The organism is Nocardia sp. NPDC050712 (assembly GCF_040654295.1).
In the GTDB taxonomy this organism is placed as follows: domain Bacteria; phylum Actinomycetota; class Actinomycetes; order Mycobacteriales; family Mycobacteriaceae; genus Nocardia.
Map to the genome: position 1 here is coordinate 1,042,819 of NZ_JBFAHT010000003.1, position 14,005 is coordinate 1,056,823.

10 protein-coding genes are annotated in these 14,005 nt (G+C 68.7%); 4 read left to right on the forward strand and 6 right to left on the reverse strand.

Features of this window, described 5'->3' with window-relative positions:
• Positions 1-60 precede the first annotated feature (60 nt).
• Positions 61-3,330: an arabinosyltransferase domain-containing protein gene (locus AB0H76_RS25220; RefSeq protein WP_357329882.1), complete on the forward strand. Its 3,270-nt coding sequence runs from the start codon at positions 61-63 to the stop codon at positions 3,328-3,330.
• Between the two features lie 62 nt (positions 3,331-3,392).
• Here AB0H76_RS25220 and AB0H76_RS25225 read toward each other — a convergent pair whose 3' ends face one another.
• The 3 genes from AB0H76_RS25225 to AB0H76_RS25235 form a co-directional block, all read right to left on the reverse strand.
• Positions 3,393-3,554, reverse strand: a complete 162-nt coding sequence (locus AB0H76_RS25225; protein ID WP_194816755.1) for a hypothetical protein — start codon at positions 3,552-3,554, stop codon at positions 3,393-3,395.
• Positions 3,555-3,806: 252 nt separating this feature from the next.
• On the reverse strand, positions 3,807-7,184 hold the full coding sequence (locus tag AB0H76_RS25230) for an arabinosyltransferase domain-containing protein (RefSeq protein ID WP_357328605.1): 3,378 nt from the start codon (positions 7,182-7,184) through the stop codon (positions 3,807-3,809).
• Positions 7,185-7,235: 51 nt separating this feature from the next.
• A complete protein-coding gene (locus tag AB0H76_RS25235) occupies positions 7,236-9,185 on the reverse strand; it encodes a galactan 5-O-arabinofuranosyltransferase (RefSeq protein ID WP_357329884.1) in 1,950 nt (649 codons plus the stop codon).
• A gap of 236 nt (positions 9,186-9,421) precedes the next feature.
• Between AB0H76_RS25235 and AB0H76_RS25240 the strand changes: the two genes are divergently transcribed.
• Positions 9,422-9,691 (forward strand): helix-turn-helix transcriptional regulator, encoded by a 270-nt coding sequence (locus AB0H76_RS25240; protein ID WP_357328608.1) that lies wholly within the window; start codon positions 9,422-9,424, stop codon positions 9,689-9,691.
• Positions 9,688-10,230, forward strand: coding sequence for a hypothetical protein (locus AB0H76_RS25245; RefSeq protein WP_357328611.1), 543 nt, complete (start codon positions 9,688-9,690; stop codon positions 10,228-10,230). Before AB0H76_RS25240 ends, AB0H76_RS25245 begins: the two co-directional genes overlap by 4 nt.
• A gap of 61 nt (positions 10,231-10,291) precedes the next feature.
• Here AB0H76_RS25245 and AB0H76_RS25250 read toward each other — a convergent pair whose 3' ends face one another.
• Together AB0H76_RS25250 and AB0H76_RS25255 are read right to left on the reverse strand one after the other, a co-directional pair.
• On the reverse strand, positions 10,292-11,071 hold the full coding sequence (locus tag AB0H76_RS25250) for a decaprenylphospho-beta-D-erythro-pentofuranosid-2-ulose 2-reductase (RefSeq protein ID WP_357328614.1): 780 nt from the start codon (positions 11,069-11,071) through the stop codon (positions 10,292-10,294).
• Positions 11,068-12,546, reverse strand: a complete 1,479-nt coding sequence (locus AB0H76_RS25255) for an FAD-binding oxidoreductase (protein WP_357328617.1) — start codon at positions 12,544-12,546, stop codon at positions 11,068-11,070. The genes AB0H76_RS25250 and AB0H76_RS25255 overlap by 4 nt, the downstream gene beginning before the upstream one ends.
• Positions 12,547-12,748: 202 nt before the next feature.
• Between AB0H76_RS25255 and AB0H76_RS25260 the strand changes: the two genes are divergently transcribed.
• Positions 12,749-13,204, forward strand: coding sequence for a GtrA family protein (locus tag AB0H76_RS25260; RefSeq protein WP_357328620.1), 456 nt, complete (start codon positions 12,749-12,751; stop codon positions 13,202-13,204).
• On the opposite strand, the gene AB0H76_RS25265 is transcribed toward AB0H76_RS25260, so the two are convergent.
• On the reverse strand, positions 13,201-13,833 hold the full coding sequence (locus AB0H76_RS25265) for a pyridoxamine 5'-phosphate oxidase family protein (RefSeq protein ID WP_357328623.1): 633 nt from the start codon (positions 13,831-13,833) through the stop codon (positions 13,201-13,203). The genes AB0H76_RS25260 and AB0H76_RS25265 overlap by 4 nt on opposite strands.
• Between the last annotated feature and the right edge of the window lie 172 nt (positions 13,834-14,005).

Below are 14,005 nucleotides of genomic sequence, written 5' to 3' on the forward strand. Positions count from 1 at the left end.
CTCGAACGCCCGGCCCCCGCTCCGTCCGTCGCCCCCGGCGACTTCCGGACCGCGCGCACGATCGCACTGATCACGGGCTTGATAGGGGCGTTGCTGGCGCTGGCCACACCGTTTCTCCCGGTCACCCAGACCACCGCGACGCTGAGCTGGCCGCAGAGCGGCACGCTGGGCAACGTCACGGCGCCGCTGATGTCGCAGGTGCCGATGGACCTGAAGGCCTCGATTCCGTGTTCGGCGGTGGAGTCGCTGCCCGAGCAGGGCGGCATGCTGCTGGCGACCGCGCCGCCGCAGGGCGATCGCGCGGCGCTGGAAGCCATGTTCGTGCGGGTCTCCGCCGACACCGTCGACGTGGTCGATCGCAACGCGGTGGTGGCGTCCGCCCCGCGGTCGGACATGGGGCAGTGCTCCTCGATCCTGATCACCTCCGACAGCGACAAGACCCGGGCCGAGTTCGTCGGGCTGACCCGCACGGTGGAGAAGCCGGTGGCGGGCGCGGCGCCTGTCACGGTGACGGAACCGCTCGCCGGTGTGCTGGAGGGCGATCTGCGCCCGCAGGTGGTCGGTGTGTTCTCGGATCTGCGAGGTGCGGCGCCCGCGGGCCTGTCCTTCGAATCGACCATCGACACCCGCTTCACCACCAGCCCGACCGTGATCAAGATGGTCGCGATGATCGCGGCGGCGCTGCTGACGCTGATCGCGCTGGGCGCGCTGGCCAAGCTGGACACCACCGACGGCCGCGGGCACCGGCGTTTCCTGCCGGCGCACTGGCTCAAGCCGACCTGGGCCGACGGCGCGGTCGTCGGCACGCTGCTGGTGTGGCACTTCATCGGCGCCAACACCTCCGACGACGGCTACATCCTGAGCATGGTGCGGGTCGCGCCGCACGCCGGCTACATGGCCAACTACTTCCGCTGGTACGGCGTCCCCGAGGCGCCGTTCGGCTGGTACTACAACGTGATTCAGGTTTTCGCGGAGATCTCCACCGCGAGCGCGTGGGTCCGGCTGCCCGCGCTGGCCTGCGCCATCCTGTGCTGGATGGTGATCAGCCGCGAGGTCGTGCCGCGCCTGGGCCGCGGCGTGCGCAACAGCAAGGTCGCGCTGTGGACCGGCGGCCTGGTGTTCCTGGCCTTCTGGCTGCCCTACGACAACGGCCTGCGCTCGGAGCCGATCGTCGCGCTGGGCGCGCTGCTCACCTGGGTCTCGATCGAGCGTGCCATCGCCACCGGGCGACTGCTGCCCGCCGCGGCCGCGGTGCTGATCGCCGCGTTCACGCTCGCGGCCGCGCCGACCGGCCTGATGTGTGTGGCGGCGTTGCTCGCCGGTATCCGCCCGCTGATCCGGATCGTGGTGCGCCGGCGGCGCGACTTCATCAAACTCGGGGTCTCGCCCTGGTGGGGGTCGACGCTGCCACTGCTCGCGCCGATCGCGGCGGCGGGTGTGCTGGTGCTGACCGTGGTCTACAGCGACCAGACCTTCTCGGCGATCCAGGAAGCCAACCGCGTGCGGCAGGCGACCGGCCCGAACCTGGCCTGGTACGAGGACTACCTGCGCTACTACTACCTGTTCGTGGAGACGGTGGACGGCTCGCTGCCGCGCCGGTTCGCGTTCCTGACCATGCTGCTGTGCCTGTTCACCACGATGCTGGTGCTGCTGCGCCGGCGGCAGGTGGCCGGCATCGCCAGCGGCCCGACGTGGCGGCTGATGGGCATCGTCTTCGGCACCATCTTCTTCATGATGTTCAACCCGACGAAGTGGACGCACCACTTCGGCGCGTACGCGGGCATCGCCGGTTCGCTGGCCGCGGTCACCGCGGTCGCGGTGTCGGCCACGGCGCTGCGGCATCGTAAGAACCGGGCCATCTTCCTGGCCGGGCTGCTGTTCGTGCTGGCGGTGTCGTTCTCCGGCATCAACGGCTACTGGTACGTCTCCAGCTTCGGGGTGCCGTGGTTCGACAAGCGGATCTCGTTGTCGGGCTACCAGTCCAACACCCTGATGCTGGTGCTGTTCGGCGTGGCGCTGGCGCTGGTCGCCTGGCATGCGCTGCGGGAGGGCTACGCCAAGCCGGAGAGCTCGCCGAAATCCGAGCGCGGGCGGCGGATCCGGAAGTTCGCCGCGATTCCGCTGACCATCGTCGCCGCCCTCATGGTCTTGCTGGAGGTGCTCTCGCTGGTCAAGGGCGCTTACTCGCAGTACCCGGGATATTCGCTGGCACGTTCGAATATCGACTCGCTCGCCGGCAACTCCTGCGGCCTGGCCAACGACGTACTGGTGGAGGCGGATCCGAACGCGGGCCGGCTGCAACCGATCGTCGACCCGGCCAATCCGCCGCAGGACGGTGACCCGCTGGCGGGCGCCGCACCGGTCGGCTTCGCGCCCAGCGGCGTGCCCGACGACCTGTCCGCCGACAGCGTCGAGGTGAAGCCGGGCACCGGCAACACCTCCACCCAGTCGGTCGGCGCCGCGTTCGCCGAGGGCGAGAGCGCGGGCACCGGCGGCGGCAAGGGCGCGGTCGGCGTGAACGGCTCGAATGTCGCGCTGCCGTTCGGCCTGAACCCGGCCACCACCCCGATCATGGGCAGCTACCAGCCCGGCGTGCAGCAGCCCGCGCACCTGATCTCGAGCTGGTACGAGCTCGGCGCGCGGTCGGCGGACAAGCCGCTGGTGGTGATCTCCGCCGCGGGCCGCATCCTGTCCTTCGACGACACCGGCGATCTGAACTACGGCCAGTCGCTCACCGTCGATTACGGCCGGCGCCTGCCCGACGGCACCGTCGAGAAGCTCGGCACCTACCTGCCGCGCGACATCGGCCCGTTCCCGTCCTGGCGCAACCTGCGGGTGCCGCTGGACGAGATCGCGCCGGAGGCCGACACCGTGCGCATCGTGGCCAACGACCCGATCCTGATCGGCGACCAGTGGCTGGCGTTCACCCCGCCGCGGATGCCGAAGCTGGAGTCGCTCAACGACATGCTTGGCTCCGAGCAGCCGATCCTGGAGGACTGGGCCGTCGGCTTGCAGTTCCCGTGCCAGCAGCCGTTCCTGCATCGCAACGGTGTGGCCGAGGTGCCCAAGTTCCGCATCCTGCCGGACCGGCCGCTGGCCATCAGCTCCACCAACACCTGGCAGGCCCAGGAGTTCGGCGGACCGCTCGGGTTCAGCCAGATGCTGGCCAAGTCGACCACGCTGCCGACCTACCTGAAGGACGACTGGGCCCGGGACTGGGGTTCGCTGGAGCGTTACGACCAGTACCTGCCCGCGACCGCGGCACAGTTGAAGACCGGCAGCGAGAACCGCTGGGGCTTCTGGTCGCCCGGGCTGATGCGGGTCTTCTAGCCGAGCACGAGAAGTAGGCCCGCCGAGCATCGCTCGGCGGGCCTACTGCTGTTAGTAGTGACCTATACCTTCAACATGCGCCGGCCGAGCTCCCGGCGCAGCACCTCTTGCGAGGGCAACCGCCCGAGAACCCGCAGTACTTCCGGACGCAATTCCGATTGCTCCTCGTCGGTGAGCAGATCGACGAGATCGCGCAGACCCATGTCATCGAACGCCGCTGTCATACCGCAGATATTACGTCCCGGACGCGCCTTCGTCTCTCTTTCGACACATCGGTTACGAAGGTGTCATCGCTGTGAAACGGGTAGTGCCCCAAGCGGTTTCATGATCTTGGAGAGTTCGCCCGAGCGTTACCCGGCCGGAATCTCTACAAAATGTGAACGGCGGTGGCCCCAGGACTACCGGCAGCTGTCGTCATTGCCCAGAAAGTGATAGCACGGGCGATAGCGTGCCGGTAGCCCTTTCGGCCGACGCGGTCAGGGAATCCGGATCGGGGCATCCTTGGACACGCCCCAGCGCGTGACCGTCTCGCCGCCGATCCGGGCCGGCGCGGCCGCCGGATCGTAGGGCGCGAACCGCTCCAGCGAGCCCCAGTCCCGGCCCCAATCGTGCTGGAGGTAGCTGGGAATGGAGTCGGCCTCCAGCAGCAGCGAGGTCCAGCCGAGCGGGCCGCCGCCGATGTCGTCCTGCCAGGCGTTGGAGGCGTCCGAGCCGACCCGGTCGGGCAGGATGCGCCACCTGGGCACCTCGGCCACGCCGTCGTGGTGGTCGAACGGGCGCTGGCACGGGAAGGCCAGGCCGACGTGCCAGTCCAGCAGCACCGGATCGGTGTCGCCGACAACCGAATTCAGGGTCGCCAGGCGGGGGAGCCGGGGCGGGGTGACGGCCAGCCACTGCTTGGGCGTGATGTCGTTGTCGACGGCGACCAGGCGCACCGCGTTCACGCCCGCGGGCAGGCGATCCAGCGGGACGCGCAGATTACGCCAGGACGGAGCCGGGCCGACATCGATCGGATCGATGGACCCCTGCGTGCTGAACTGGCCGTCGGCCCCGCGGGTTCCGTACTCCAGGTGCAGTTCCTGGCCGTAGGTGAGCACGCCATCCGGGTCCACCGAGCGAATGCGGCCCGCCGCGGTGATGGTGAGCACCTGATAGGCGGGATCGTCGCGCATGGCCTCGGTCAGGTCCAGGCGGTACCACTGCGAGGTCAGCTGGGCCTGTTCCTGCGCGCCGTCGCTGTAGCTGCCGAGCACGGGGGTGCGGGCCGGGTCCAGGCCGAACGGCAGCGCGACTGTGCTGCCGTTGATTCCGGTCTGCTCGGTACTGCCGCCGCCGGTCCCCGCGCCGGTGGTGTTGGTGGTCTTGTTCTCGTCGGTGCCGATGGAGTTGGCGCCGCCGGAGACTGTCTCCTCCTGGTCGGCGGTCAGGTCGGCGGCGACGCCGTTGGGCGTGAATCCCTTGGTTTCGGCGGACAATCCGTCGGCGGGCGCGCCGTCATAGGGTTGCAGCAGCGAATCCGCCGTATTGGTCTCCACCAGGACGGCATTGGCCATGGCGCACGAATCGCCGCCCATCGTCTCGATATTCGACTTGCCGATGGAGTACGCGGGATACTGGGTGACCGCGGCCTTGGCCAGCGACGCGACCTCGAACAGCACCAGCAGCGCGGCCGCGATGGTCAGCGGCGCGGACGCGAAACGATCGAAGCGCTTGGCCGAACCGGCCTGCTGGTAGGGCGCACGGTAGTGCTCCCAGATCGCCCACAGCAGCGCCAGCACCGCCAGGCCCAGGAACACGGTGGACAGGCCCTTGCCCGCCACCAGCGGGGCCTTGTCCCAGAACGGCACACCGTAACTGGACACGTACCACCAGCCGTTGGAGCCGGTGAAGGTGATCGCCAGCACGAACAGCACCGCGGCCGCGAACAGCGCGCGGTTGCGCCGGAACCGGATGCCCTCGCTGCCCACCGCGACCGCCGCCAGCGCGGCCAGCGAACCGGCCAGCCCCGCGTACACGCCGAAGTGGTGCGTCCACTTGGTCGGGGTGAACATCATCAGCAGCAGCGAGGCGAACACGATGCCGAGGATGCGCACCGACGGTCCGCGGGACGTGCCGGGAATCCGGCCCTTCCGCAGCACCTGCAGCACGCAGACGAGCAGCGCCAGCAGCATCATCAGCACGCCGAACCGGCGGGCCAGCGAGCCGTCGGGGGACAGCATCAGCAGCGAATCCCAGCGGGTGCGCTCGTCGAACCAGGCGACGTTCGGGCCGATGATGGTGCGGACCCGGGTCGCCTCCATCACGGTGGCCAGGGTCTGGTCGGCGAAAACCACGGCCAGGACCAGGCTTCCGGCCGCCAGGCCCGGCGCGATCAGGGCGGCGAAGCGGAAGAAGGTGGTGCGCTTGGAACTGCTGACCGGATCGGCCGAATCGGCGGCGTACACCATCGGCGTGTCGGAAACCGCTGTCTCGGACTCGGTTCGGGCCGGTGCGCTCGCGTAGACATCGGCGTCGAGCTGCCGGGGCCGACTGCCCTTGGCGCGCTTGATGATGATCTCCAGCACCGGCCGCGAGCCCGCGATCAGCGCGGCCACACAGATGAGACCGGTGGGACCGGCCGCCAGCGAGAACGCCGCGATCAGCACGCCGATCGCGGCGGGCAGCAGGCGTCCGGTGGCGATGGCGCGCTCGATCGAGCACCAGGTGAGCAGCGCGCCGGCCGCGATCAGCGGTTCCGGGCGCAGGCCGTTGTCGTAGGGCAGCCAGAAGGCCAGGAACACCAGACCGGCGGTCCACAGGGCGATCCGGTGCCGGCGCACCCGCGCGCCGAGGCGGGGCAGCACCTCACGCGAGATCACCATCCAGCACACCAGCCCGGCGAGCAGCGTGGGCAGGCGCACCCACGGGCTGGCGTCGGAGACCTTCGTCATCCAGGCCAGCACCTCGTAGGACCAGCCGAACGGCGCTTCGGGGACGCCGAGCCAGCGGTAGTAGTTGGCCATGTAGCCCGAATGCTCCGAGGCGCGGGCCATGTTCAGGATGTAGCCGTCGTCGGAGGTGTTGGCGCCGATGAAATGCCACACCAGCAGCGTGCCGACCACCACGCCGTCGGCGGGGGTGACCCGCCACCAGTGCGCGGGCAGGAAACGGCGGGCCCGGCGGCCGTCGGAGTCGTCGAGCAGATGCAGAGCGACCAGCGCGATCAGGGTGCACAGGGCGGCCGCGATCATCGCGATCAGCTTCAGCGCGCTCGGGGTGGAGGTGAAGCGCGAGTCGATGTCGGCGTGCAAGCGCGCGCCGGTCAGCTCGGCCTGGTCGAGCTCGGTGAAGACGCCCACCACCTGCGGGCGGATGTCGCGGGTGACGGTGTTCTGGAACGCCGTCCCGTCCTGACGCTTCGCACCGGCGAATTCGACGGTGGTGGCGGTATCGGTCGCGTCGATCCGCACCGCGCCGCAGCCCGCGATCTCGGCGACCGGCGCCGACAGCAGCGGAACGTCGCGTTGCAGTACCGACAGCGTCCCGTCGGTGATCGACACGACGAGCCCCTTGGACGTCGCCTGGCCGGAGCCGACCGGAATCGTCGACAGCAGCGTCCGCGTCGCACCGGCCGCCGGCGTGGGCCTGTCCAGCACCGAGCACGGCAGCTCGGCCTGCAACCGCAGCGGCACATACGACACCAGCGGCGCTGCCACGCTGGTGCTGTTGCCCGCCTGCGGCCAATCCAGGGTCGCCCGATCCTGCTCGACCGGTAGCACCGGCGTCAGCAGCGCCAGCACGAATCCGAGTAACCCGGAGACGAGGGCGATCAGGCGGAAACGGTTGAACGCTGAAGTCGATCGGTCCGCTCGCACGATCGTTCATGCTAGCTACCGCTGTTCGGTAACCCGCGTCACCGGCCGATGTCAGCGCTCGACGGTGATCAGGGTGAAGGGGCCGATGTCGGTGGTGGTGAAGGCCGGATCGCTGAACAGGGACTTCGGGAAGGCGACCGAATAGCGTTCCACGTTCGGGTCGTTCGGGTAGACGTCGCGGGCCAGGCGCAGCGTGTAGTTGTCGCCGGAGCGGCGCAGCAGGAAGGCGTCCGGGGCGCGCCACGGGCCGGCGGCCAGGGCGGCGCGCAGCTCGGCCGAGGTCTTCAGCTTGCTCCAGCTCTCGATCAGGGCGGCGCGGCCGGGGAAGTCGGCGAGCGGGTTCGAGTAGTGCGAGGTGAGCGCCTGGAAGCCGAAGTACGGGTAGAAGGCGAGGAAGCTGGTGTCGGCGGTGAGCACGACCGACTGGTCCCGGGGACGCCCGGTCCGGGCCAGCAGCGCCTCGTCCACCGCGCGGTAGTGCGCCACCGCCGAGGCCGGGCGCTGGTCGGCGCGGACGCCGTCGCCGTCGGTATCGGTGTAGGCGGTGGTGATCTCCGGGGCCAGCACGTGCGGAATGTCCTGGGCGAACGCCAGCGCGCCGAGCACGGCCAGCGTCGCCGCGACCGGCTTCGCGGCGGGTGGTTCGTTCAACGCCTGATACACCGCCCGCGCGCCCTCGACGAAGCCGAACGCGCCGGCCGCGGCGAGCAGCACCTTCAGCGGCGCGTCCAAGCGGAACGACAGCAGCGTGGTGCCCGCCACCGTCGCCAGCATCGACAGCAGTGTCCACAGGTAGATGGCGACCACGCCGATGCCGATAGCCTGGGCCCGGCGCGAGGACGCGGCGCGCAGCACCAGCCAGATCGCGCCGATCAGGCACAGGCCGCCCTGCAGCGTGAATTCGGTCATCGGCAGCGGCAGTTCGCTACCGCCCTCCGGCAGATAGTGCAGCGCCGTGCCGGAACTCGGGACCGTGGTGGTCAGCAGTCGCAACAGATACGGCAGCCACACGATCGCCGCGATCAATCCGGCCAGCACCGCGATCGCCAGCAGCCGCAGCAGCGGCGGCACGGCGGCCCGCCAGGGCGCCGAATGTCCCTTGCGCGCACTGATGTTCACGCCGCGCGGGTCGTGCTCGGCGCGCTGGGCGCGCACCGCCAGCCCGGCGGCGAGCAGGCCCATCAGCGCCACCGCGAACGCCGCCACCAGGAAATACAGCGTGTAGAAGGTCGCCGCCACACCGAGGAACAGTCCGGCGCCGAGCACCGCGCCCCAGCCGCCGGCCGTCGGGCCCGGATCGGCGGGCCGGTGCAGTGCGCCCCAGACCAGCACCAGCGCGGGCGCCAGCAGCATCACGATCACCGCGCTGTAGGCCTCCGGCGCCGCCCAGGTCACCGCGACCGCCGTCGTCGCCGCCGTCACCGCGACCGCCCAATCGGCGCGAATCAGCTTGGACCACAGCACGAGTGACAGCACCGCCGCCACCGCGAGCGACCCGATCGCGTACGGCTTGAACGCCTCCCAGCCGTCCAGCCCGAGCACGTCGGCGAACCGGCCGCCGAACCAGAACCATCCGGCCGGATAGAACGGCGGCAGGTCGATGTAGGTCATATCCCGCAGTGCCGCACTGTCGGTCAGCCGCGTCAGATACTCGGTCCGGAACTCCTGATCGACCGAGACGCCGAACAGGTACAGCTTGGTCGCCGCCAGCGGCATCCCCAGTGTCACCGTGACGAACGCCGAAATACCCACCCAGGACAGTGCTTTCGCGAGCAACGGCCACTTCCGCGCCCGCAGCAGCCAGATCGCCGCGATCAGCAGGACCGCCGCCCCGACCTGTCCGACGGTGGTCAACGCGCGAGTCACATGGGAGGAGTTGAACGCGGGCCACTGCACCAGCGAGAACGCGACCAGCCCCACCCCGGCCACCACGGCCGCGACGATCGCCGCCAGCACCGCTTCCCCCAGCCCCGCCCCGACCTGCCGCGCCGCCGAGCGCATCCGCCCGGGTGTCGTCGCGCTGCCGGTCTCGGTAACGGTGCTGCTCATAGCCCCTCCGGTTTCCCTGTGTCGCCCAATTGCCCGAAAAGCCGTCGTCAGCCTAGTGCCCCATGATCACGACCCCTCCTGCTGCTGGTGGACGTGGCCCTGGTGCGGGCCACCGAGGAGTGGCGCCGGCGTCTCGCTGCTCGCAGTAATACTTGACAGAATGTTGTGTTTTTACAACACTATGTTGGGTGAGCCCAGTCAGAAGGGGAGAAACCCTCCCGATCTATAACCGGATCGCGGTACTGCGGGCCGAACACCGGATGAGCCGCGCGGCCCTGGCCGACGCGGTGAACGTCAACGTGCAGACCATCGGCGCGCTGGAGCGGGGCGATCACTACCCGAGTCTCGATCTCGCCCTGCGGATCTGCGATGTCTTCGGCCTGCCCGTCGAAGCGGTCTTCGCCCGGGCGGAGTTCACGCCGCTGTCGGCCGAGATATACCCGAAAGGACGGCCATGACCACCACGACCAACAACCTGCTCGACCGCTACCAGGATTACCGGCTGCGCCGCTGGCTGGTCCAGGAGGAGCGGCTGTCCGGCATGCTCCCCGGCTGGCGCACCCGCGGCCGTAGGCGCGCCCTGGTGGTCACGGTGACGGCCGCCATCGCCGTGATGTTCGTCGCCGGTCTGCTGTGCGCCTTCGACCTGCGCTGGGCGGCCCTGGCCATGCTGCCCGCCACGGTGCTCTTCATTCCGGCCTGGGGCATGCTGCGGATCGTCTCGCAGGTGCAGGACACCGCCCCCGCGGCGACGCTCGACGAACTCGAGATCGCGCAGCGCAACACCGCGCGCTCCATCGGCCTGACGGTCACCCAGTTCCTGGCGCTGCCGCCGGTGTTCTACCTGATCTTCGTGTCGTCACTGTTCCCGCACGTCAGCACCTTTCAGACCGCCTACGCGGGTGGCGTCATGGTGCTGGCCACGCTGCTCGCCGGCGGCTGCACGCCGGGGCTGATCCTGGCCTGGAACCGCGTCGATCCCGAACCCGAAGCCTGAGCGCCGGAAACGAAACGGCCCGCACACCATTCGGTGTGCGGGCCGTTCGGCGTTCGAACCGTCAGAGCGGCAGCTTGCGGAAGATCGGGCGCGGGATGTGCCGCATGACCGACATCAGGTAGCGCACCGGGCCGGGCGCCCAGATGAGCTCCTTGCCCTTCTGGGAAGCCGAAACCGCCAGCGCGGCAACCTCTTCCTTGTCCACGGTGAACGGGGCCTCCTTGGCGCCGGTCGCCTTCCAGTGCTCCAGCGTGGTGGTGGTGCGCACCTGGCCGGGCCGGATGACCAGCACGCGCGGGCCGTGCGGCCGCAGCGCCTCGCCCAGGCCCAGGTAGAACCCGTCCAGGCCGGCCTTGGTGGAGCCGTAGACGAAGTTGGAGCGGCGCACCCGCTCGCCTGCCACCGAGGACATGGCGATGATGCGGCCGAAGCCCTGCGCCTTCATCTTCTCGCCGAGCAGCACGCCGACCGAAACCGCGGCGGTGTAGTTGATCCCGACGGTCAGCACGGCCTTGCGCTGGTCCTGCCACAGCTCCTCGGCATCGCCGAGCACGCCGAAGGCCACGATCGCCACGTCGACGTCACCGCTGTCCCAGGCCGCGTCGATGACCTTGGGATGGCTGTCGGTGTCGAGCGCGTCGAAGTCGATGATGCCGACCTTGTCCGCGCCGGCGGCGTAGAGCTGCGCCGAAGCCTGTTCGCGCAGTGGATCGTTGGGCAGCATGGCCAGGATGACGTGGGCGGGACCCTTTTTCAGGTATTCCGCGCAGATCGCCAGGCCGATCTCGGAGGACCCGCCGAGCAGCAGAATCGTCTGCGGGTTACCAACGGCATTGATCACTGCAGCTCCAGCCTTCTCGCCATATCGGACATGAAAACGCCTGTGGGATCGACGGTCCGGCGGATCTTGATCCACTCGTCGATCCGCGGGTACATCTTGTGGAAGGTCTCGGCGGTGGTGCGCGAGTCCTTCGCGGTGTAGAGGCGCCCGCCGAATTCGGTGACGCGCCGGTCCAATTCGGAGACCAGCTCGTTGAGGCCGGGCCGGATCGGGAAGTCGCAGCAGATGTTCCAGCCGGGCATCGGGAAGCTCAGCGGGGCCGGGTTGCTCGGGCCGAACAGCTTGAACACGTTGAGCGCCGAGATGTGTCCCGAGGCCTGGATGTCGATGATGATCTTCTTGAACTCGTCGACGGCCTCGGTCGGCACCACGAACTGGTACTGCAGGAATCCGGCCGGGCCGTAGGCCCGATTCCACTCCGCGACCATGTCGAGCGGGTGGTAGAACTGCGTCAGATTCTGCACCTTGCCGGTGTAGGTACCGCCCATGGCGTAGTAGGCCTCGCCGACCGCGCCCAGGGTCAGCTTGTTCGCCGTCCAGCTCGGGAAGATGTTCGGCACCGTCAGCAGCTGCGGCGCGTCGAACTTCAGCGGCTTCTTCTGCAGTTTCTTCGGAAGCTCGTCCACCTTCGCCAGGCGGCCGCGGGTGATGCAGGCCCGGCCCAGCTTCGGGAGCGGGTTCATCACGTCGAACCACGCGCTCGAATAGGTGTAGTCGGCTTCGCTGCCGTCGCTGTGCGCCGCGATGGTCTCGTCGAGGGTGCTGGTCTTCAACCCGTCGTTGAGGAAGTACGCGGTCTCCGTCGGCGCCATCTCGATGGTGGCGCGCAGGATGATGCCGGTAAGCCCGTTGCCGCCCACCGTCGCCCAGAACAACTTGGTGTTGCGCTTGGGCGTGAGGTGCTGCACCGCACCGTCCGCGGTGAGCAGATCGATGGAGCGCACGTGGTTGCCGAAGCTGCCCTCGCTGTGGTGGTTCTTGCCGTGGATGTCGGAGGCGATGGCGCCGCCGATCGTCACCTGGCGCGTGCCCGGCAGCACCGGGACCCACAGTCCGAACGGCAGGGCCGCCTTCATCAACTGATCCAGGCTGACGCCACCGTCCACATCGACGATGCGGGTATCGCGGTCGATGCGGTGGATGTTGTTCAGCGCGGTCATGTCGACGACGAGGCCACCCGCGTTCTGGGCGTGGTCACCGTAGGAGCGGCCGAGGCCGCGTGCGATGACGCCGCGGCGCAGATGCGCGGGCTTGCTGTCGTTGTCCTCGGCCACCATGGCAACAGCCTTGGCGATCACTTCCGGATCGCTGGTGGTGAGCACTTCGGACGAGGTCGGTGCGGTGCGACCCCAGCCGGTCAGCGATCGGGTACGCGTCGGCAGTGTGAAGGACGCGGCAGCGGGGACGCTGGCGTTCACACTGTCGGCGGTCCCGCTGGCGGTGGCCGGTGCGGAGGTCGGAGCTTTCGTGGACATCGGCATAGAGGCTACAGGTAGGACCGGACATAGTGACGGCGAGCGTGGACCGGGGCCGACTGGTCCGGCCCCGGCGCACACTCCCCATCCGCCCTGGTTAGCGCGCCATAAAGAACCCGAGCGGTCGCTTGGGGGAGCGGCCGGGATGCGCGGGCTGTGACGCTCCCCTCGGACCCGGGCGCCCGGCCGTTAGGCTCGTCGCGTGCACGCCGAACCCCACCTCCCGCTGCCTGCCGAACTGCCGCTGGTAGACGAGCCGGGCGGGACCGATGTCGACCTGAAGACCCAGATCGTTCGTTTCACCCTCACGGGCGGACTGTCGGCGATCGTGGACTTCGGGCTCTATCTGTTCCTGTTGCAGGTGGTCGGCCTGCCGGTCAGCGTGGCCAAGGCGATCAGCTTCGTCGCGGGTACGACAACGGCGTATCTGATCAATCGCCGCTGGACCTTCAAGGCCGAGCCGAGCCGCGCGCGCTTCCTCGCGGTGATCGCGCTCTACGCGTGCACCTTCGGCATCCAGGTCGGCATCAATCAGGTGATGTACTCCACCATCGCCGAGCACTGGTGGCGCGTCCCGCTGGCCTTCCTGATCGCGCAGGGCACGGCAACGGTGCTCAATTTCGTGGTGCAGCGCGTGGTGATCTTCAAGATCCACTAGCTGCTGGGCACGGCCGCGAGGTCGCGATCCGCGGATTCCGCCTTGGCCCCGAAGTAGTCGCCGCCCTTGGCGCGCACGTTGTCGGTGCCCCAGTCGCGCTGTTCGCGCGGCGCGGGGATCAGGTGCGGGATGTGCTTGCGGCAGTGGATGTAGGCCTCTTCGACATCCACCACGACCCAGCGTTCGGCGTTGCGGCCCTTGAGGTTCGGCGGGAGGTCCGCGACGCAGCGGCGCAGCGCGTCATCGTCGACGATGCGGGCCGCACCGTTGATGTGCAATCCGATCAGGTCGCGCACGAAATCGACGAGCAGGATGCCGACGTGCGGATTCTCCAAGATGTTGCCGAGGCTGGCCATCACCCCGTTGCCACGATATTCCGGATAGGCAAGTGTGCGTTCGTCGATGACGTGCAGGAATCCCGGCGGACCGGCCCGGAAGGTGGTGTCGCATTCACCGTGTTTGTCGGCGGTGGCGAGGAAAGCCATATCCATCCGGGCGATGAACTCGATCATAACCGGGTTCAGGCGGTCGAGAACCTGGTCGGCGTAGAAACGGACCGCCCTGTCCTGAGTACCGTATCTGTCCTGCAGTTCGTGCTCGCCGTCACTGCCGCAACGTGTTTCGGGCATGGGTGCCCCCTAGGGTTGCTGGAATCCGCGTGCGCCGCAGCTCCCCGATGAGCGCGGGGGCACACCAAATCTTTTCTATTCTAAGGGAAACCGTACGGACTAATACCCGAAATCAATGTTGCGAAAGCGCTTAATACTTAGTTGGCACAAGCGTTTCCGGGTGTTAGCTACA